The sequence below is a fragment of the Parabacteroides sp. TM07-1AC genome (assembly GCF_003480915.1).
Taxonomy (GTDB): domain Bacteria; phylum Bacteroidota; class Bacteroidia; order Bacteroidales; family Tannerellaceae; genus Parabacteroides; species Parabacteroides chongii.
In genome coordinates this window covers 200,819-223,222 of record NZ_QUKD01000012.1, presented here as the reverse complement: position 1 = coordinate 223,222, position 22,404 = coordinate 200,819, and the positions used below count along the sequence as shown (strand labels likewise).

Annotated in this window: 9 protein-coding genes; 5 read left to right on the top strand and 4 right to left on the bottom strand. The window is 42.7% G+C overall.

The genetic code is table 11. The features are described 5' to 3' along the window. Positions 1 to 86 precede the first annotated feature (86 nt). From DXD68_RS20915 to DXD68_RS20905, 3 genes are all read right to left on the bottom strand, one after another. Positions 87 to 899, bottom strand: coding sequence for an SDR family oxidoreductase (locus tag DXD68_RS20915; RefSeq protein WP_122363428.1), 813 nt, complete (start codon positions 897 to 899; stop codon positions 87 to 89). A 133-nt stretch (positions 900 to 1,032) separates the two neighbouring features. Beyond that, positions 1,033 to 2,094, bottom strand: a complete 1,062-nt coding sequence (locus tag DXD68_RS20910; protein WP_122363427.1) for a LacI family DNA-binding transcriptional regulator — start codon at positions 2,092 to 2,094, stop codon at positions 1,033 to 1,035. A gap of 16 nt (positions 2,095 to 2,110) precedes the next feature. Continuing rightward, on the bottom strand, positions 2,111 to 2,743 hold the full coding sequence (locus DXD68_RS20905; RefSeq protein ID WP_122363426.1) for a glycerophosphoryl diester phosphodiesterase membrane domain-containing protein: 633 nt from the start codon (positions 2,741 to 2,743) through the stop codon (positions 2,111 to 2,113). Positions 2,744 to 3,067: 324 nt separating this feature from the next. Here DXD68_RS20905 and DXD68_RS20900 point away from each other — a divergent pair, with 324 nt between their 5' ends. The 4 genes from DXD68_RS20900 (at position 3,068) to lpxA (ending at position 9,753) form a co-directional block, all read left to right on the top strand. Then, a complete protein-coding gene (locus DXD68_RS20900; protein WP_122363425.1) occupies positions 3,068 to 4,279 on the top strand; it encodes an efflux RND transporter periplasmic adaptor subunit in 1,212 nt (403 codons plus the stop codon). 61 nt (positions 4,280 to 4,340) lie between these two features. Next, positions 4,341 to 7,562: an efflux RND transporter permease subunit gene (locus tag DXD68_RS20895; protein WP_122363424.1), complete on the top strand. Its 3,222-nt coding sequence runs from the start codon at positions 4,341 to 4,343 to the stop codon at positions 7,560 to 7,562. Between the two features lie 11 nt (positions 7,563 to 7,573). Then, a complete protein-coding gene (locus DXD68_RS20890; RefSeq protein WP_199715789.1) occupies positions 7,574 to 8,959 on the top strand; it encodes a TolC family protein in 1,386 nt (461 codons plus the stop codon). A 23-nt stretch (positions 8,960 to 8,982) separates the two neighbouring features. Further along, complete coding sequence (gene lpxA, locus DXD68_RS20885) at positions 8,983 to 9,753, top strand: acyl-ACP--UDP-N-acetylglucosamine O-acyltransferase (protein WP_122363423.1); 771 nt, start codon at positions 8,983 to 8,985, stop codon at positions 9,751 to 9,753. A 107-nt stretch (positions 9,754 to 9,860) separates the two neighbouring features. On the opposite strand, the gene DXD68_RS20880 is transcribed toward lpxA, so the two are convergent. Further along, a complete protein-coding gene (locus DXD68_RS20880) occupies positions 9,861 to 14,729 on the bottom strand; it encodes a RecQ family ATP-dependent DNA helicase (RefSeq protein WP_122363422.1) in 4,869 nt (1,622 codons plus the stop codon). Between the two features lie 1,220 nt (positions 14,730 to 15,949). On the opposite strand from DXD68_RS20880, the gene DXD68_RS20875 reads away from it, so the two are divergent. Continuing rightward, a complete protein-coding gene (locus DXD68_RS20875; RefSeq protein WP_122363421.1) occupies positions 15,950 to 22,297 on the top strand; it encodes an Ig-like domain-containing protein in 6,348 nt (2,115 codons plus the stop codon). Positions 22,298 to 22,404: the final 107 nt, after the last annotated feature.

Sequence of the window (22,404 nt, the reverse complement as noted above, 5' to 3'; positions counted from 1 at the left end):
ATTTATCAATGTGCCAATATGCCAATTGGCTGCGTTATATGCTAAAATAATTGGCATATTGGCAAATTACTTATTGGCATATTATTTTAGATTGAGAATGCATCGAATCCACCGTCTACAATCGCAATTGTTCCGGTTACGAATTTGGATGCGTCACTGATTAAATACTGGATTGTTCCGAATAATTCATCCGGTGTACCCAAACGTCTGAACGGTGTATGCGCAATAACTGATTTGGCACGTTCCGTATAAGAACCGTCCGGATTAGTCATCAAGGTTCTGTTTTGTTCTGTCAGGAAGAATCCCGGAGCGATTGCATTGACACGCAGGCCTTCGCCGAATTTGATAGCCAGTTCACCAGCCATATATTTTGTCAGGTTGGAGATCGCGGCTTTGGCAGCACCATATCCGACAACACGTGTCAACGGACGGAGAGCAGATTCGGAAGAGAAGTTTACGATAGCACCTTCTTTTTGCTGTGCCATTACTTCTGCAAATACCATTGTAGGAAGTACGGTTCCGAACAGGTTCAAATCCACGACTTTCTTGAAAGCATCGACCTGCAGGTCGAAGATATTGCTGTCCGGACCGATTGTTGCACCGGCCATATTACCACCGGCAGCGTTCAACAAAGCATCGATACGACCGTATTTAGCAAGGATATCTTTTTTATTCTGTTCAAGTGTTTCTTTATTCAGCACATCAGTCAGGAAGAAACTGGCTTCGCCGCCTTTTGCTTTGATATCGGCAACGATCTTTTCACCGGCTTCCACAGCTCGGTCGAGGATTACAACTTTTGCACCTTCTTCAGCCAGGTGACCGGCGATTCCGCTACCCAAGATACCGGCTCCACCGGTAATAATGACAACTCTGTCTTTAATACAAAATAAATTAGCCATTTTATATATGATTTTTTATTGTGATATTTTCATTTTATATCCAACATGTGCGCGAGCACACATCGGGTGCAAATGTATGCTATTTATTTGTCAAACAAAAAAAATATCGAAGAAAAATAATTAATTTATGCCTTTAAATATAGTTGTTGTAATACTTAATGTTCTCTTTGATAAGTATATCAATAGGCATATAGTTGATTTGTTCGATTTTTTCTTTCAGTACCAGGTGACGGAATAATGCACGAACACAATTGAATCCCTGGACTTCCGGACGCTGGGCTATCAGGTGAGTGATATACCCATTGTTCAGATGGCTCAGGTTTGAATCGATCACATCATAACCGATCAGTTTGAAATGTCTGTCAGTATCCTGGTGTTGGAAATAATCTCCCAATACATGCGCCCTGGAATTAAAGATGATTCCGGCCTTGATTTCTTCATGTGTCGCGAAGAAAGAGTCGAGTATCTCTTTGTTTTCCTGTGAATCATCGGCATGGATGTGTACCGGATATATTTTCCCTAGAAAATCGTGTCCGTACAAGTAATCCCGGAAGCCTTCTTCACGTTTCATCACTTGCGTTGAATGCATATCCCCTTTGCGGATAAAGCGGAAAATGGCAATGTTATCTTCCGGATGTATCTGTTCAAAAAGCAACCGTCCGGCAATATATCCGGAATCATAGGAGTTTGTACCGTAATAAGCAATGCAGTTTGTGTTTTCGATAAAGGCATCGATCAGTACGTAAGGGATCTCCAGTTTATCGAGTTGTTGGGTGAGCTGAATGACACTCTCCTTGAAAAGAGTAGCAATGATCACTCCCTGACAATCCGCTTCTGCTATTTTGGGTATCAGATTGTCGAAACTGCCTTTGTCATACTGGTTAAAGTACATCCGGTCGACTTCGACATTATAGCTGAACAACTCCTGTTCTGCCTTATTGATCCCTTCAGACAGTTTACCCCAGTATTCTCCCTGGGCAAAAGAAGGTATCAATGTGATGAATTTATATTTCTTCTTGAGTGCCAGTGAACGGGCTATCAGATTCGGATGATAGTCTATCTCCTTCAACACTTTTTCAACTTTCTTCTGTGCTTCTTCCGATACTTTACCGCGGTTGTGCAATATACGGTCGACTGTTCCGGTAGATACACCGGACAGTTCTGCTATATCCTTAATTCTATACGTCTTCCCCATAGGGCCATTCTGTTATTTATACTTCTTCAATAATCTGCAAAGGTGCATTTAATTTACGGAAAACATAGCCATACATCATATATATAAAAGGTATTGCTACAAAAATACCTATCCCCAGTATGATCAGTCCCAATAGGATGAAACCGATCATAGCCAGCATAAGCAGGAACAACGGCATCCCTTGTCCGCGGGTTATTTCCCAACTGCGTTTCAGTGATTCCATGATTCCCGCGTCCTCTTCAACAATGAAAGCGGTGAAGAACTGTAGCCGTATGGCCAGATATAAACCCGGGATAACGAACAGGCAAATACCGAATAAAACGATGATCCCCATAAAAAGATTAGCTACAAAGTAAGTGATGATTTTACGAGCTTGTTGTCCGTAAGCTGAAAACTGCGGTTCTTCTCCGTCCAGAGCCTGGAATATGTTTTTCATGTATCCCAGGGCAAAAATACAAGAGATAATGCAACTAATCAGATTAATAACGATCGTACCTACGACAGATTTCTGCATAGGCATGGCAAATGCACTCAAGGTGAAAGAAATTATGGTCATACCGATCAATAATCCGGACAAAACCCATATCTGAGCTTTGAGCCTTTGCCAAGAAGTGCTACATACTTCTGAAATTGAAAACTTTGGTCCCATCAGATTGTAGATTAATTTAGTTTATAGATAGCTGTAAATTTAAACTAAATTATTGAATAAGCAAACCTCCTGTTAAGAATATATGCAAATTTGGACTAATTTACTTTCGATCCGTCAAAATATTGGCTATCTGTTTGATCTCTACATATAAATAAAGCTATTTTTAAGTATAAAAGAATGTATAAACGGGAAAAGTACAATAAAAAGATTTTACATTTGTACGTTTTTTAGGATATAAGTCCCCTGTTGTCGAGCCTGATAATACAAGCCTTCAAATAAAAAGTATGAAACTATTAATAGGCAGAAATATATTAAATTATAATTATGAATAAACAAATGTTGAGAACTACTATTACCCAATTAAGGCAAATTGCGTTATTTGCAGTGGGAGTGTCTTTATTAACCGCCTGTGGAAACAGCCAGGGGGGGATGAAGTTAGGCGACAGCGAATATGCTGTATTGACCGTTAATTCTTCTTCTTCCGATCAGACAACCTCTTATCCGGCTACCATCAGAGGTACGCAGGATATCGAAATCCGACCGCAGGTATCAGGGTTTATTGTTAAGTTATGTGTTGATGAAGGGGCGACAGTTCGTAAAAACCAGCCCTTGTTTGAAATCGATCCGACTCAGTATAAAGCCGCCTATAACCAGGCGAAAGCTGCGGTCGAGATGGCACAGGCGAATGTCAGTACGTTGGAATTGACCGAGAAGAATAAGAAAGAGTTATATGATAAGGCTATTATCAGTTCTTTTGAGTATCAGACTGCTGTCAACCAGTTGGCATCAGCCAGAGCTACTTTGGCACAATCGAAGGCATCTATGGTAAGTGCAAAACAAAATCTGGATTTTTGTACCGTGAAAAGTCCTTCCAACGGTGTAGTCGGAACTTTCCCGTATCGTATCGGAAGTTTAGTCAGTCCGTCTATCTCCAGTCCGATGACGACAGTTTCGGAGATCGGAGAGGTATATGTTTATTTCTCCATGACGGAAAAAGAATTGTTGCAGCTGACGAAGGCTGGCGGCACTTTGAAGGAACAATTGGATAAGATGCCGGCCGTTCAATTACAACTGGCAGACGGAACTATGTTGGAAGAAAAAGGGAAGATCGATGCTGTCAGCGGTGTGATCGACCAGTCTACCGGTTCGGTAAGCATGCGTGCCGTATTTCCCAACGACAAAAAAATCCTGAGAAGCGGTGGTACAGGTAATGTTATATTCCCATATACCATGGACGGTATTATTATGATCCCGCAATCTGCTACGGTTGAAATTCAGGACAAGAAATTTGTATATGTACTGCAATCGGATAATACGATTAAGAATACGGAAATTCAGATATCTCCTTTAAGCGACGGACAGACTTATCTTGTAACCAAAGGTCTGAAAGGTGGCGATAAGATCGTTATCGAAGGTGTTCAGAGCTTGCATGACGGTCAGGAAATCACGCCGATCACCAAAGCTGAACAAGATGCAAAATTTCAGCAGGCGATGAAAGATCAGAATGAAGGAAATTTAAAAACAGCTTTTAATTAATTAAAGGTATAGAGTGGATCGGGTTTCCGCCTGATTGCTTTCGTATATAAAAAAGTAAAATATGAAATTAGATAGATTTATTAACCGTCCGGTGCTTTCTACGGTGATTTCCATCGTAATTGTCATCCTGGGTATATTAGGCTTGCTCACATTGCCTGTTACCCAGTATCCGGATATTGCACCTCCTACCGTGTCGGTAAGAGCCACTTATACAGGTGCCAATGCGCAGACTGTATTGAATAGTGTGATTGCACCTTTGGAAGACCAGATAAACGGGGTGGAGAACATGATGTATATGACCTCCAATGCTTCGAATAACGGTTCTGCCGATATCTCCATATATTTCAAACAAGGTACAGACCCGGATATGGCTGCGGTAAACGTTCAGAATCGTGTGTCTATGGCTCAAGGTCTGTTGCCGGCCGAAGTAACAAAGGTCGGTGTGACAACTCAGAAACGCCAGAACTCCATGCTGGTGGTTTTCGCCGTATATGATGCGGAAGACCGTTACGACCAGAAGTTCCTCGAAAACTATGCAAAGATCAACCTGATCCCTGAAGTACAGCGTGTGCCGGGGGTAGGTGATGCGAACGTGTTGGGTACCGACTATTCTATGCGTATCTGGTTGAAGCCGGATGTGATGGCACAATACAAACTGGTTCCGAACGATGTCTCCAATGTTTTGGCAGAGCAGAACGTGGAAGCAGCTCCAGGTTCTTTCGGTGAACAGGGTAACCAGACTTTCCAGTATACGATCCGTTACAAAGGTCGTTTGCAGACTGCGGAAGAATTTGAAAATATTGTTGTGAAGGCATTGGCTGACGGTGAAGTTCTGCGCCTGAAAGATATAGCTGACATCGAATTAGGGCGTTTGACCTATAACTTCGTCAATAAAGTAAACGGACATAATGCCGTTGCCTGTATCGTTTACCAGATGCCCGGAACGAATGCGACAGAGACTATCAATAACATCCTGGAATTGCTGGATAAGTCAGAAAAGACAATGCCGCCGGGCATGAAGGTTGAAGTTTCCATGAATGCCAACGACTTTTTGTATGCTTCTATCCATGAAGTATTGAAGACATTGATCGAGGCATTTATTCTGGTATTTATCGTGGTTTATATCTTCCTGCAGGATATGCGTTCCACATTAATTCCTGCCATTGCCATTCCGGTGGCCTTGATCGGTACCTTCTTTTTGTTATCCTTGATCGGGTTCAGTATTAACTTGCTGACACTTTGTGCGATGGTGCTTGCCATTGCGATTGTGGTCGACGATGCCATAGTCGTCGTCGAGGGGGTCCATGCCAAGTTGGACCAAGGATACAAATCGGCTAAACAAGCCTCTATCGATGCGATGAGTGAACTTGGCGGTGCTATCGTTTCTATTACACTGGTGATGATGTCCGTATTTATCCCCGTAAGTTTTATGGGAGGTACGGCCGGGGTGTTCTACCGTCAGTTCGGTGTAACAATGGCTATTGCGATCGGTCTGTCTGCATTGAATGCCTTAACGTTGAGTCCGGCGTTGTGTGCCATTTTCCTGAAACCTCATGATGATGATGAACACGCAGAGAAGAAAACGACATTCGTTTCCCGGTTCCATACCTCTTTCAATGTTGCTTACGATTCATTGCTGAAGAGTTATAAGAAGCGTGTCCTGTTTTTTATTCAAAAGAAATGGCTTGCTTTCGGAACGGTTATCGCTTCTGTTGCTTTGTTGGTATTTTTCATGCAGGTAACACCGACCGGTATGGTACCGAACGAAGATACGGGTACGATTATGGGAGCTGTAACACTGCCTCCCGGAACTTCACAGGAACGTACACAGGAAATCATGCAACGTGTTGACAGCCTGATCGCTTCTGATCCTGCCGTTAAATCACGTACGGCTATTACCGGCTTCAGCTTTATCGGTGGTCAGGGACCTTCTTACGGTTCATTCATCATCAAGTTGAAGGACTGGGATGAACGTTCGATGACACAAAGTTCGGATGTGGTTTATGCCAGTTTGTTTATGCGTGCTCAGAAAGTAGTGAAGGATGCACAGGTATTGTTCTTTACTCCGCCTATGATTCCGGGTTATTCGGCATCCAGCGATATCGAGTTGAACATGCAGGATAAGACAGGTGGTAGCCTGGAAAGATTCTTCTCCGTTTCCAAAGATTATATGGCAGCATTGACCGCCCGTCCGGAGATCAAGTCTGCACAGACTACTTTCAACCCGAACTTCCCGCAGTATATGATCGATATCGATGCGGCAGCTTGTAAGAAAGTCGGTATCAGCCCGAGCGATATCCTTATGACGTTGCAAGGTTATTACGGAGGTTTATATGCATCCAACTTCAACCGTTTCGGTAAGATGTACCGTGTAATGGTACAGGCCGATCCTTCTTTGAGGGCCAACATGGAATCATTGAAGAATATTAAGGTTCGTAACGGTAACGAAATGGCACCGATCTCTCAGTTCATTACGATTGAGAAAGTATACGGACCGGATATCATCAGCCGTTTCAATATGTATACGTCAATGAAAGTGATGGTTGCCCCGGCTGAAGGATTTACCAGCGGTCAGGCATTGAAGGCCCTTGAAGAAGTTGCCAGCACGACACTGCCTGCCGGTTTCGGTTATGAGCTGGGAGGTATGGCACGTGAAGAAGCCGAAACCAGCGGTAGTACGACCGGTCTGATCTTTGTGCTCTGTTTCGTGTTCGTTTACTTGTTGCTGAGTGCACAGTATGAAAGTTATGTATTGCCGTTGGCCGTATTGCTTTCCATTCCGTTCGGTTTGATGGGTAGCTTCCTGTTCGTACAGGGTTGGGCTGCATTAGGCAGCATTCCGGCATTGAAGATGATATTGGGTACGATGTCAAATAATATCTATATGCAGATCGCCCTGATCATGTTGATGGGGCTGTTGGCAAAGAATGCTATCTTGATCGTAGAGTTCGCTCTCGACCGTCGTCGTATGGGTATGAGCATTACCTGGGCCGCCGTGTTGGGAGCTGCAGCCCGTCTTCGCCCTATCTTGATGACCTCACTGGCGATGGTAGTCGGTTTGTTGCCGATGATGTTCGCTTTCGGTGTAGGTGCTCACGGTAACCGTACGCTGGGTACTGCTGCGATCGGCGGTATGTTTGTCGGTATGATCTTCCAGATCCTGATCGTTCCGGCTCTGTTCGTAGTATTCCAGTACCTGCAGGAAAAGGTTAAACCAATCGAATGGGAAGATTTGGACAACAGTGATCTGAATACGGAAATAGAACAGTACGCTAAAAAATAAGTGAGAAGACAATGAAGAAAAATCAAGTTATATATATGATGTGTGCAACCGCTCTGCTGAGCAGTTGCCACATTTACAAAGCATACGACCGTCCTGACACGATAGAGACTGCCGGTATTTACCGTGATCCGGTATCGGTTACGGACACCCTGATTGCCGATACGACCAATATGGGGAATATATCCTGGAAGGAGATTTTCCGTGATCCGAAACTGCAGTCTCTGATTGAAGAGGGATTGGCTAACAATGTGGATATGCAGGCTGCAATTCTCCGTGTGGAAGAGTCGAAAGCGCTGTTGACCGCCGCCCGTTTGTCTTTCCTGCCATCTTTGAATCTGGCTCCTCAAGGAAGTATTACAAAGATGGAAAATACAGGCTACAAGCAAGCATATACCTTACCGGCTGCAGCAAGCTGGGAAGTCGATCTGTTCGGTAAGCTGCTGAATGCAAGCCGTGATCAGAAAACGATCTATCTGCAAAGCCAGTATTCACAGCAGGCAGTACGTTCACAGCTTATCAGCGGTATTGCCAATACTTATTTTACTTTGCTGATGCTCGACCGTCAGGTAGAAATCACTACTGAAACTGTCGATATCTATAAAGAAAATGTACGCGCGATGGAGGCTATGAAGGAGGCTGGTATGACCACCGAAGCAGCTGTTGTACAGATGAAAGCTGTATACCATCAGGTATCCTCGTCACTGATTAACCTGAAACGTCAGGTTCGTGAAGTAGAAAACTCATTGTCGGTACTGTTGGCAAAAGCACCTCAGCAGATCGAGCGTGGAAGACTGGAAGATCAATATATTCCGGATGAACTGATGGCAGGTGTACCTTTGCAATTGCTGGAAAACCGTCCGGACGTGAAGATCGCGGAAATGTCGCTTGCAAGCGCTTATTATACAACGAACAAAGCACGTGCTGCTTTCTATCCGGGGTTGAATATTACGGCTACTGCCGGTTGGACGAATGGTTCAGGTATTACAGTTTCCAATCCGGGACAATTCATGTTCCAGGCATTGGCATCTCTTGCACAGCCAATCTTCAACAACGGCAAGCTGATGGCTAACCTGAAAGTGTCGAAAGCGGAAGAGAAGATCGCTCAGATGAATTATCAGCAGGCTATCCTCCAGGCCGGAAAAGAGGTGAGCGACGCATTGCATCTGTACGATGCAACCAATAAAATGCTGGTTCAGGATAAAGAACAGATCGCACAACTGGAAAAAGCTGTAGAATATACGAAAGCGTTGTTCCAGTCGGCTCAGTCCACTTATCTGGAGATTCTCTCGGCCCAGCAGAGCCTTTTGAGTGCACAATTGACAGAAGTATCCGACAACGTTCAGCGTATGCAGGCTGTTATCAACCTGTACAGTGCTGTCGGTGGTGGGAGAGAGTAATAACCATTAAAACTTAGATTATTATGATTAGTCCGTTAGCTTATGTAGATGCCGGTGCCAAACTAGGAGCGAACGTTACTGTTCATCCGTTTGCATACATCGATAAGAATGTCGAGATCGGTGATAATTGCGTGATCATGCCTCATGCCAGCATCATGAGTGGTGCACGTTTAGGTAAGAACAATCGTGTGTTCAACGGGGCAGTGATTGCAGCAGAGCCTCAGGATTTCAAATATAAGGGTGACACTACGCTGGCTGTTATCGGCGATGACAATGTGATCCGTGAAAACGTTGTGATCAACCGTGCTACGAATCCGGAAGGACAAACGGTTATCGGTAATGGTTGTTTTCTGCACGAAGGCGTACATGTTTCGCATGATACCCATGTCGGCAACCATTGCGTATTCGGTTACGGCAGTAAGATCTCCGGTAACTGTTTCTTTGAAGATTATTCGATCTTCGGAGGTAATGTGTTGGCAAGCCAGGGAAGCCGTATCGGAACCTGGTCGATGACACAGACCGGTTGCCGCTTCCGTAAGGATGTTCCTCCTTATATCGTGGCTGCTTTGGAGCCGACTACTTATTATGGCGTTAACTCCGTTATCCTGTCACATCAGGGAGTAAGCGAAAAGATCATTAAGCATATCAGCCATGCTTATCGTATCATCTACCAAGGCAATACAAGTATTTTCGATGCTTTACTGATGATTAAGGATCAGGTTCCGATGAGCGATGAAATACAACATATCATTGATTTTATCAATGAATCGAAACTGGGAATTATCGGAAGATAATAAACAGGGTATATAAGTAAACGAGGGTATCTGTAGAAGGTATCCTCGTTTGACATAGATAAGGGGGAGAGTGATGTCACAAATGTAGTAATTTCATGTGTCTTAAATTACAGAGAAAGAATCAAATCTGCTAAAAGGACGGCTGTTTCTGATTCATTTTTTTGTGCGTCTTTGGGCTTCCATGCCACAATGAAACGTACAGATGCGGATTTCACTTTATAACCTCTTTCTTCCCACTCTGATAATGTATCCTGCATTTTTAATGATAGCCTTGCTACAGGTTTATTGGTCAATGAGCTATACAAAAAGAAATCATTGTAAGTTAAACAATCTCCGCCTCTTAATGCTAAAATATCTTGTTTCCGTTCTTTGAAGAATCCTAGATAGACATCTTTGTGAGAGAGTTGTAGAACTATTTCTTCGGGCATGTCATACTGTCGTTGGTCGACAAAATATCGGTCTGTACTTAAATGATTAAAGCAATCGCTGTTCGTATGTACAAAGAGACGATTTTTCGCACGGGTTATTCCTACATAGTACCGACGCATCAGGTGGGCATCTTTTGAATAATTGTCTGATACGAGCATATACACGTCGTCAAACTCTCTGCCTTTGGCTTTATGAATGGTCGATACCACAACGTCTGCTCCTGAAACATCGCAGAAATCTTCTACGGATGATTCAAATACAAACTCTTTGAAGTCGCTGAAATATTTAGTTTTGTTGGTTTGCTCAAACTGCTCCACGCAACGCTTCACATATACCAAGCTTAAACTCCTTTCATAAGTGGAAGTAGTAGAATGCTTGGCTTCCTCCCATAATTCTTCTGGAATTAGTGGCGTTTTTATTCGTTTGTCTATATACCTTAAAAAATACCTCATTTCGGCCATGTTCCAAAAACGCAAACCGTCCATTGACTGTATCAATTTGCTATTTATGTCATGTTTCCGCAAAAGAGCCATTAAGATAACAGCCTCTTCGTTCGTTTGGGTGAGTACACACGAAGTACCTTTATTTCTCTGTTGACACAATTTTTCGACGAGTGGCTGATACATATACTTTGATTGATGGCGTGTCACTTCAACCCAACCCTCTTCGTTTTTCATGGAGATAATTGGCGTACTTTTTATTCTTTTATCAATAGTTCTCAAGAATCCGTTGGCAAAATTCACCGGATGGTGTGCACTGCGGTAATTCTCGGTCATCTCGACAAACTTGCTTCCGCTTTCTTGTGCTAGCTGGTACATATAGCCGGAATCAGAACCGCGGAATTCATAGATGTTTTGGTCATCGTCTCCTACTGCTATCACACGCATTTCCTCATTGTTGGTCATCAGAGCCTTTACCAGTGCATGTTCCTCAACTCCCATATCCTGAGCTTCATCTATGACCAGTACCGTCTTTCCGATTTTGTTTGGCTCTACCTCTCCTTGGCTAATCATCTCGGCTGCTTTTGCAACGATATTTTTTGCATCTTCAAGATTTCCTATTCGCCCCAAAAGGTCAAAACAATAGGAGTGGAATGTTTTTATTTCAATAAAATGAGCAGCGTTGCCTATCAGTTCCATGAGTCTCTGCTTGAATTCTGTAGCTGCTGCCCTTGAAAACGTCAACATCAGGAGTTGCTCGTGTTTTACGTCTTCAAGTAGTAGGAGTGAGGCAAGTTTGTGGACCAGTACTCGTGTTTTCCCACTGCCGGGACCGGCTGCAACCACAATGCAACGCGAATCCTTATCGGAAATAATCTCCATTTGACGTTTGGATAACTGCCCGAACAACTGCTTGTATTTCTGCGGTGTCAGGTTACGTTGTATCTCACTTACTCTGTCCCCTTTGAAGTATTTTGTGATAAACTTCCTGTAATCCATCTGGAAATAGTCTTGAACATATTGTAAGGCTGCGTTGTAATCCTTCACCATCAGATTGGCATATTCGCCCACAATATGTACTTGCTGAATCTTCTGCTTGTAGAATTCGTTGAGCATCCGGTAGTCATCCTGCTTGTATCTCGATTTGTTATCCTTTATTCTTTGGATATTCATGGCGTTATAAAGAACCAGGAAGCCTCCTTCAAGTTTTAGCGCACCGATTTTTGATAAATACAGAAGTGCTTCTTCCACGTCTTCCAACTGAATGTCATCAAGTCTGCCGAAAAGGGATTGGGGAGTTGATTTTATTCGATTCAGAAGTTCTACTACAGAGAACTGAATGGTTTTGGAGGTTCCCTTTTCCGTATCTGAGGCTAGCCTGTATAGCCATTCTGTGGCGAAACGACTTATTTCCAATCGTTTTTCAAAACGCTTGATGGTTGTTTCTAAGTCTGCCAGGAGACTTAGTTCTATATTGTGAACCGCATCCTCTTTCTTGCGGGTATAGCCCTTGACGGTGAGGAAATAGAGCAGTGTCCGAATATCTTTTTCTTTGGATGTATTGATCCCGTCGTTTACTGCATTGTCATTCAGTTGCTTGCATGATATTTGCAAAGAGTCGTCAGGAATATGGCTGAGGATGTATTGTTCAAGTTTTGCAAAACGTTCGAGGAGTGTTTGCGACTTTCGTTCCGAGTCACCTGCATCCAGCAAATAGGCGGATATGTCTTTGCTGTCTGCCAATATACCTTCTTGTCGCATTCGTCCCACTACGGATATTACTTCCCTTTTGCTTATCCCCAATATGTCTGCCAAATAATCAATCCGTGACTCTGCTTCTGAATCCTGGGCTTTGGCAATGTGTTTTTGGGATATCAATGATTTGATGATTCGGACTGCCTTTTCTATTTCGTCACTGCCGAAGAGTAGTGACGCTGATATGCGTTTTCGTGCTTCATCCATATTCTTTACCGTGATGCCTGTGGCATATACATGAGGTACATTGCTTCCTCTTACCAAGTATCCACTTTGTTCCAAGGCTGCTAATGCTGTTCGTACACGGGTTTCAATATCAGATACCGAATCGTCCCATCCTGCCTGCCGGGCAATTTCCAATGCAGAACAGTTGACTTTTACGCGTTGCCTGGTAAAGTCTTTTACGGCTTTCCATACCTGTTGTATTTCACTGATGCTTAGTTTGGTTTGGTTCAGTAGTATAAAATGTTTGTCCAAATCGTTATCACTATAAAGCACATAGCAACGTGCGCTGAGGTTGGGATCACGACCGGCTCTACCTGCTTCTTGAACGTAGTTCTCCAGCGAGTCGGAAATGTCATAATGTATCACAAGACCGACATCCTTTTTGTCGACCCCCATGCCAAAAGCGGATGTAGCCACGATAATGTGTACTTGGTCGTTCATGAATGCGTCCTGGTTGGCGATTTTTTCATCAGCTTCCATTTTACCATTGAAAGGGAGTGCCTTATAACCGTCGCGAGTCAATTGGGTTGCCAGTTCTTTAGTTCGTTTGGTACGTGATACGTAAACAATGGTCGGACAATCGGATTCAGCCACAAGTTCTCTTAGCTTTAAATATTTATCATTGTCACTATCGGCATGTATGACGGAATAACGCAGATTTGTTCTTGAAGCCGTTGATGCGAATAATTCTAAATCTAAGTTCAATGTTTGTTTGAAATAGTCGCAGATGTCTTGTACTACTTTCTGTTTTGCCGTAGCCGTAAAGCAGGATACGGGTATTGGATTCTTGCACTTTTTCTTTTGCTGGTATTCTCGGATGAATTTACCTATGTAGAGATAGTCAACCCTGAAATCCTGCCCCCATGAAGAAAAGCAATGCGCTTCGTCTATCACAAACCTTACGACGTGGCGTGCTATCAATATTTTCTCGATAGTTTTTGAGCGAAGCATTTCGGGAGATATATACAAAAGCGAGGCCTCTCCGTCTTGTACTCTTTGTATTGACAATGCTCTTGTGATGGGGTCTAACATTCCATTTATGGTTACAACATCTGTAATGCCTCTGTCGGCAAGGTTGTCTACCTGGTCTTTCATTAGCGACTGTAAGGGGGAGATAACAACCGTAAGTCCGTGCACAGAGCGTCCTGCCATTAGTGCCGGCAATTGGAAGGTAAGTGATTTGCCGCCACCGGTAGGAAATATCGCCAGCAGCGATTTGCCTTTCACGGCAGCCTGGGCTGCTTGTTCTTGTAGGGGTTCGCCTTCATAGGTCCGGAATTGTTTATATCCGAAAAATATTTTTAAGTTCTGGAGTACATCCAATTGCGTATTACAGTATTCACAGCCTTCCTGGCAGCTGGTGTGGCGCAGTAGTTTTATAATAGACTCTACTTCCGGATAATTGTGAAGTACCCATCCGGGAGTAATGGAACGATAATCGGTAGTATCGATCAGAGCCAAGGCGTATGCCAATCCGCATGGATATTGCTCGATGAGTCTGTCGAGGTCGGCATGCAGGCAAATCTTTCCTACATAAAGTTTTTTTATAAGTTCAGGTATTTCCTCGTTGATATACTCCGCATTCACCATGTTGAGAAATCCATCAAACTCTTTCTTACCCTTCAGCAGTGACGCAAACAACCTGCACTTTTCGTTCGGTAACGAGTACCAGCGTGCTATTTCGTCTAGCAGCAGCGCTTTTGCTTTTTCACAGTCGTTCACCGGATTGTTCATCTGTTCACTCATCAGTTTGTCATCTTTTACAAGCCTATGGTAAGGGCGTTCCGGAAACAATAAAGGCGAGACATATAGTGTATCAACTAAAATCCAGCGGCATGTTTTGTCAGTGAACAGATATTTGGCATCATGATGAATGATATTGTGGCCGCAGATATAGTCTGTATCATTAATAAATTCAAATAATTCTTCTTTCGAAGCTTTATGGTAGGTCGCACCATCATAGCGAAGTGCTCCGATGTCATGTATTTTACGTCCTTTCAAACTAACCTCGATGTCTATTATAGTATAGCGCGAGGCATCGTATGGTACAGATGTGGTTTTATTACCGATGATATTGTTTATATCCTCAGTTTTCTTGATTCCTATGAGTCTGCTCCATATTGACATATATTCAATATAATAAATTGTTTTATAATTTGAATTTTTTATGTATCTGCATCGTTCTCTTATTGTTGTTCGGATACAATAATCCAATGTCTCTCTTACAAAGGTAAGGATAAAACCGAAGAATCTGTTAAAACCACTGTTCTCTTTTGATTTTTAGTGTTTACATCATGTCGCTTGTAGATACTTATTCTCGGGTTTGCGTTATATTTGCAACACTTGTACGTAAGTTGCTGATAGAGATATTATGTTGACATTGAAGAAGAACCTCTATCGGTATAATCGGTAAATATATTTTATCTTAATGCAAAACCAGTGACCTCTTACTTCGATTGTCCCTTATTCTTTCTTATTTGTCATTAATCGAACGCTTGTTTGTCAACTGTCAAACGCTTGTAAAATAATTATCGAACAAGCGTTTGACAGTTGACAAACAAGAAAATGGTAATGACTTTTGAAATAAACAGTAATAGGGTAACCTATTGTTTGTTTACTGGTGGAACCTTATCTGTTATTTGATCAATTGTTTCAAACAGATATGATTGGAAAGGAATATGTATTAAAAAATCAGAAATACAAGAGACTTTCTTTATTTATTCATTATTCCTTCATGGTTAAACATTAGACAATCAGAATAATATCTAACACGCTGAAGGAATGAAGGGTTTATTTTGGGAAACTTTTTTAGAAATCTTGTTAAATGCAGAGAAGAACCTTTATGAAAACATTGTCAACGGGTTAAAATCAACTTACCGCTAATTTGTTTCCCTTTTTATTTGCATTTCCAAACCCTTCTGTATACTTTTGCCTTTGTACTCCGGCGAAGCGTTGCCGTTCAGTGCATTTTATTGATAACGAGAAGCGTTTTAAAGATATTATCCTGAAGATGAAACTTCGACACTTTCAGTATAACTGGATAATAGACAACAGAACGCTCACGTTCCTTTCCTTGTTATATACATTCATGTTTAGGCATGCGTATGTTTCAATAAAGGACGTGGGTTGTTGTTTATATCAGTTATACGGGCAGTCGAAGGCCTCATCCGAAGATATATCAACAGTTCCCACGTCTTCTTTATTTTATAATCGTCCACTCCGGGAATTGATGGATACCTAAATCCATTGCTTATGGGCTAATGACAGAAAAAAACAATATGATTTGAAAAGCAAGGCTACTTGCTTAAGGGTAAGGTATTTACAGTATTAATATTAAATTAGACAAAATGAAAATAAAATTACACATATTGTTAGTTACCATCATAATGGCGACAAGTGTAGGGTGGGCACAAACTTCGACTATTACTCACTATACAATAGGAGGTAGCCAAGGGGGAAATGGTACAGAAAGTTCTCCTTATCAGAAATCCTCATTAAGTGAAGTACTAACAGCAATTAATGCATCGCAAGAAGATAGTACCGTTATCTATTTACCTGATGGGAACTATTCTACAACTGACCCTTCTTTTTTTTCAATAACTAAGCCATCAGTTGCGGTTATCGGGAAAGACACGAATTCAGTAACTATAGGTTCCCCTTTTGATATTACACTTGCAGCAGGAGGTGCCGTTTCCTTTTACGGAGTTCACCTGAATGCAACAACCGACAAAGGAAGAGGTGTTGTCGATATAAAGTCTTCTAACACTACTGTATCCTTCACTGACAGTAAAGTGACTATTTCCGGTACAGGAACTGCAGATGGAGGTTCGACTGTCTGTTTTGGTATCGTTTCCGGAACTGGAGAGATAAATAACAACACAATCAATTTCCTGAACTCCCGTATGTTCATGCCCAATAGGTGTCAGCGGGGTATAGCATTTCGTGACGGGAATGGACACACATTAAATTTCTCGCATAGTGTAATGGAAGGACCTGCTGCGAAGTCAGGACATGACTATGTTATAGGTCTATGCTCCTGGCCTAGTGGTACACAAAATGTAAAACCTATAACTTATAATATATCAGACTCAAGAGTTGATATTTGTTATTATGCTGTTTTTGTAAATAATCAAACAGTTGTACCGATCGATATAAATATCGACAATAGTGATCTCACAGCCTGGAGTTCTCTTTATTTGAGAGGGGACGGAGTTAAAACCACCCCCTATTCTTTTCCTCAAACAATTAATATAACTAATTCGAATTTGACAGGACGTTCTTTTATGAATGGTCCCAGTGACGGGTTTAGTACCATTGTTTTTGAAGCTTGCCCGAATATAGATATGGCTATTGACTCAAAGTCAACAGTCATATCCAAGCATTTAGATCCCCAACAGGTTCCTGCTATTACAATGGATTTAATACAAATGCGCAATACACAAGGAAATATCACTTTCACTTCCGAGGGTAATGAAAAATGTACAATACAAGCATTGAATACTGCATATTCTCCTATCGCTTTTAATATAAGTGATAATAATGAGTACAAAAAGCCGGCTACAGATGTTAAGATCTCAGGCATTGAAAATACAATTATTACAAACGGGGATGGTATTCCTTATATCTCCATTTTCAAGTCAGACAGTTCTTTTCATAATGCAGTAGCAGATATAACTACTCTTTTGACAAGGATATCGATCACAGATGGTGATAAATTAGTTTTTCCTGAAAGTTCTTTTGAATTGCCTACGACATTTACACTCAACAAGTCATTGACTATTCAGGGTGCCGGTAAAGATAAAACCATCATCAAAGGGCATATAGAAGTCAATCCGTCTGTAAATACAAAAGCCACCCTTACAGCCAGTGATCTGACATTGGAAGGAAACAACAATAGTTCTAAACATGGTATTGTCGGTATTATTGGTCAGGGTACAGGTAAAGTAGAGCTAACCAATTGTAAGATATCGGGAGGGGAGCTAAAAGGACAAACTGCCGCCGTAGGTGTCAGGATGGAATCGGTTGGTGCAGAACTGTCGATGACTAATACCGATATTGATGCTTATTATTACGGCATAGGTGTTCGTAATACAGAGCAAAAAGTAACGATCGACGGCGGAACAATCGAAGGATGGGCTGCCCTGATGACAAGTGCCGGCGGCCTAAGTTCCAGTGATGGGGTATTAGCCAGTACGAACACTGTAATAGAAATAAGTAATGCAACATTAAATGCCGCTACCATTTCTAATGAACCCTATGGGGCAGTCGTTTTGCAGGAAAAATATAATGGAGTAAAACTTTCTATTAAAAACTGTGAGATAACAGCCACCGATAAAAGAAACACTGAACATGCAGAAGGTGTAAAAATGTTGTCTGCATTAGATTTGCGTTCTTATGGAAATACTATAACAGTCGAAGGCGGCACTTTGTCTTCTTTGTATGGAGAGAATGCATCGGGAGGCGCTGTTGTTTCATTAGGCTATAGCGGCAGTGGCGATGAATCTGCATTGGCAAACAACACAATCACCATAAACTCGGATTTAAAAGGTAAAGAAGGTGAATCTCTCGTTTATTCCAATCGTACAGGTGAAGGGAAGAAATACGATAACCTGACTATCAACGGAACAGATTATTCCGTCGCTTCCGGATTAATTTGTTACGGAGCACCGATCACTTCCGGAGCAACATTGGAGCAAGCCATTGCTGGTGCAACGGATGGTGAAGTGATTTCTGTTTCAAGAGATATCATACTCGAAAACGCTTTGGTTATAAACAAGGCTATCACGCTTACTTCTACTAACAAATCCACCATTAAAGGTCATTTGGTAATAGAAGCAGAAGGCGTTACAGTAAAAGGACTGAAGTTCGAATGCAACTCTACCGGTTATAAGTATAATGAAAAGAATGCCGTCAGCGTCTTTGCCAATCAGGTGACTTTGACGGGGAATGAGTTTACACAGGCTGACAATATCGGAAATAGCTATGTGACTAACGGCATTGTTTTGTACCCGCAAGGTCAGGGTGAGGTATCTGCTTCATACATTGTAACAGGTAATACCTTTAAAGGACTTGTTAAAAAGGCAGGAATGGCAACTTCCACTCCGGTCATTATCCGTGAGAACTTCTCCGATAAAGGCCAGTTGGGTGATAAAGGAACAACAGCCGCTTTGACCGGATTTACAGGAGATGCAACGATCGCTATGCAAAACAGCTTTGAGCAATGTGCCGGCGGTGAATTTTACGTAAGGATAAAAGGTAATAAATATGTATATGCTTCTTTATATAGTGAAGATGGTAATAAAGGAATTACCGAAGCATTGGCTTCAACCGATGCGGCAAGTATTCTATATATAAAGGATCTGAAAGCAGAAGGCCTGGCGAAGTTGATCACCGGCGATTTACCTGAGTTGGCTTATGCAGAATGTTCGGATGCCCTGGTAGTGACCGACAAGGAGAAAGCTGGTTCGTTACCTGCAAGCAGTAAGCCGATAGCACTTCTGCAAAAAGGAACAGAGGGAGCTGCTACTGTTGAATACATAACCCAAATACCAGTGGTCAACCCTTCGAAGCTGACTGCTTCGGGCGTAGATGCAGGCAAAACCATTTCTACTTCTATCCTGCAAGGCGGTTCGGCTACAGTGGAAGGGCAGACAATTGCCGGAACGTTTGCATGGGAGCACCCCGATACCATAGCTTCTACTGCTACAAAGAACTACAATGTCGTATTTACGCCTGCCGACCAGACACGTTACGGTAAGGTAACGGTAAGTGTCCCGGTTGTAGTCACGCAATACTGGATGGTAACAGCCGGTATATGCAATCATGGAAAAATAACGATCCGTAATGCCAACGCCGGCAACCGGTATGTGGATGGCATAACACTTACGCTCGACTATACTCCGGATGCCCATTATAAAGTAAGTGCTTCTGCTCCGAAGACTATGAAAGTAACCGAAAATAAGGAGTTGACAGTAACCTTCGAGCAGATCAAACGCAAGGTGACGATTACGAAACCTACAGGTGGAAGTCTGAAAGTGGTGGATGGTGATAAAGAGGTAAAGACCGGAGAATATGTGGCCGATGGAACAGTACTGAAAGTAATCGCCACACCGGAAACGACAGGTGGTGCAGGCAACGGTTATAAGCTCTTAAGCCTGACAGCCGGAAATAACCCGGTAAGTAACAATGCCGTTACTGTAAACAGTGATGTGGCTATTGCCGCCACTTTTGATCCGCTTCCGGCTTCTGAGTATACAGTGGGATTTAATAGCGATATCGAGCACGGCAAATTGACGATGATGGATGGAAACAATAATGTAGTGAATGCCGGCGCTTCGGTAAAAGCCGGAACTAAACTTACGGTTATTGCGATACCGGATAAAGGGTATAAGTTGAGTGGCGGTATTTCTGCTACAGGTTCTTCCATTTCCGAAAATGCTTGTATGGTTAATGCGAACACAACATTTAGTGCTACTTTTGAACAGATAAAGTATGAGGTTTCATCTGTAATTGTCAATAATGTTTCACTTGTTATAAAGGATCAATCAAGTAAAGTATTAACTGGAGACGGATTGAAGGGCATTCCTTACGGCACAGTCTTAACAGCAACCGCCACAGTAACCGATGACGATTATAAACTCGGCTCAATCGTAGTAAACGGCAAACAGATCACGAATGGCGGCGAGTTTACTGTAACAGAAGCTACAAAAATAGTCGTTTCTGCAATTGAAAAGGCTACTATCAACTTCATCAATCTGAAGCAGGCGGTTACTTATGACGGTACAGGAAAGCAGTTTGTTGTACAGTCGATCCCGGCAGGATTGGACGGTTTCAGTGTGTCATACGAAGGAATCTCTTCCGGTTCGTTACCGGTTAATGCGGCAGAAAACAAGGGGAAAGAATATAAAGTAACAATTACCAGAAATGCGGATGATATCTATAAATCCGTAAATATAACAGACGCATCGTTGACAATTGAAGCGGCAGAATTGAAAGGTGTTTCGGCTCCGGCTTATGGTGATGGCTGGACGTGTACAGCAGGAGAATGTTCTGCAGAACAGGTGGGAAGTACGGCTTTCTATAATGTAACCGTTACTCCTACTGACAAGAATTACAAAGCGGTAGTCTTTAATCTTCCGCAAGATACGAAAGACTTACAGGAAGTTTCTCTCAAAGAATTAGGACTACGCTCCATGAACCTTAAAAGTACCGATGCTTCGTTGACTATTACGGCTACAAATGGCGGCGTCTCTTTGTGGAACGGTGCGGAAAGACTTACAACAGAAAGTACTGTATATGTAGGACAGCAACTTACTGTAAAAGGTGAACCGGATGCCGGATATTCTACTCTTGCCGATTGGAAGATCAATAATGTAGCATCTGTTTCTGCTAAAGAGACGACTATCCAGTTGGAGAAAAACAATACCATTGAGGTTAAATTTGCCGTTAAATCACGCCTAGAAGGTCAAGATCTACCTAGCGTAGACCAGTCTTCTAATGTGTTTACAGGCAATGCCATTCAGCCGGTTATAAAGTTGAAAGACAATTCTATCTCTTGGATTATTCTTGTGAAGCGAGGGAAAACCATTGTAGAAAACCCGACGGATGCAGCAACATATGATGTTTGGGCACAGTGCAGCGAGCAGGAACAGTTTGAAGCCTTTAACGGTAGAATCGGTTCATATATAATCAAGCCTCAGGAACTTAAAAGCAGTGATATCGCAGTAACAGGAGCCACCCCTATCTTGAAAGGGCAGAACATCGGCCTGTCCGAATTGACAGGGAATGCATCGGTAGAAGGTACATTCAAATGGTCGAATCCTGAGCAGACGGCAGATGGTTCTGATGTGACATCTGATGCGTATCCTGTCGTTTTTACCCCGGCAAGCACCAACTATACGGTCGCTTCCGGTGTTAATCTGACACAAACGATCCCTTTCTATGCCTCTACTAAAGTGGCGGCGCGTAAGGTCACTTTTGCAGATGCGTCAAACGGAACCTTTATCGTAAAGGTCAACGGTGCCGAAGTAAAAAGCGGAGCACAGATCACGGAAGGCGATAAGATCGTAGTCGAGACATCACCGAACACGGGCTATACGGCTTCTGTATCCATAAACAACGTTGCAGCCCGTGAATGGACAGTTACGTCTGAAGGCGATGTTACGGTTGTGGTTACTTTCAATGGAAACAGTTCCGGGGGTGGAGAAGAACCCGGTGTAGTTGTAATTACCGGCGTCTCACTCGAACCATCCGCCAAAGTATTGGCAATAGGCGAAGAGTTTACGCTGAAAGCGTCGGTTAAGCCGGCTTATGCCGACCAGTCAGTCACCTGGTCGAGCAGTGACGAGACTGTCGCTACCGTGAAGAACGGAAAGGTGAAAGCATTGAAAGCCGGCAAGGCAACGATTACGGCCATGGCTTCCGATGACGAACATTATGCGGATTGTGAAATAACCGTCAGCGTACCGACAGGTATCGACGACTTATTGGCTGTCAGCCGTGTTTACGGGTGCGTCGGTTGTCTGATTATCGAACCGGCAATGCCGTCTGAAGTGATGGTCACAGATATGGTGGGAAGGATTCTATATCACGGTCGGATTACGGACAAAACCCAGCTTTCTGCTACGGAAGGCTTATATCTTGTTCATTTGTCCGACAGCGGAAAAGCTATAACTGTCAAAGTGATCGTTAAATAAACAGGACAGAGGGGAATATGCTCCCGTTCCCTTTCGAATGAACCGGATGCAGATTGATGATAATTATTAATTATCATCGGTTTGTATCCGGTTTGTTCTATTTGGTT

Excerpts from the sequence above, each read along its gene's own strand:
- DXD68_RS20910 (WP_122363427.1), bottom strand. The coding sequence starts at position 2,094 with ATGGGGAAGACGTATAGAATTAAGGATATAGCAGAACTGTCCGGTGTA.
- DXD68_RS20905 (WP_122363426.1), bottom strand. The coding sequence starts at position 2,743 with ATGGGACCAAAGTTTTCAATTTCAGAAGTATGTAGCACTTCTTGGCAA.
- DXD68_RS20890 (WP_199715789.1), top strand. The coding sequence starts at position 7,574 with ATGAAGAAAAATCAAGTTATATATATGATGTGTGCAACCGCTCTGCTG.
- DXD68_RS20895 (WP_122363424.1), top strand. The coding sequence starts at position 4,341 with ATGAAATTAGATAGATTTATTAACCGTCCGGTGCTTTCTACGGTGATT.
- DXD68_RS20880 (WP_122363422.1), bottom strand. The coding sequence starts at position 14,729 with ATGTCAATATGGAGCAGACTCATAGGAATCAAGAAAACTGAGGATATA.
- DXD68_RS20915 (WP_122363428.1), bottom strand. The coding sequence starts at position 899 with ATGGCTAATTTATTTTGTATTAAAGACAGAGTTGTCATTATTACCGGT.
- DXD68_RS20900 (WP_122363425.1), top strand. The coding sequence starts at position 3,068 with ATGAATAAACAAATGTTGAGAACTACTATTACCCAATTAAGGCAAATT.
- lpxA (WP_122363423.1), top strand. The coding sequence starts at position 8,983 with ATGATTAGTCCGTTAGCTTATGTAGATGCCGGTGCCAAACTAGGAGCG.
- DXD68_RS20875 (WP_122363421.1), top strand. The coding sequence starts at position 15,950 with ATGAAAATAAAATTACACATATTGTTAGTTACCATCATAATGGCGACA.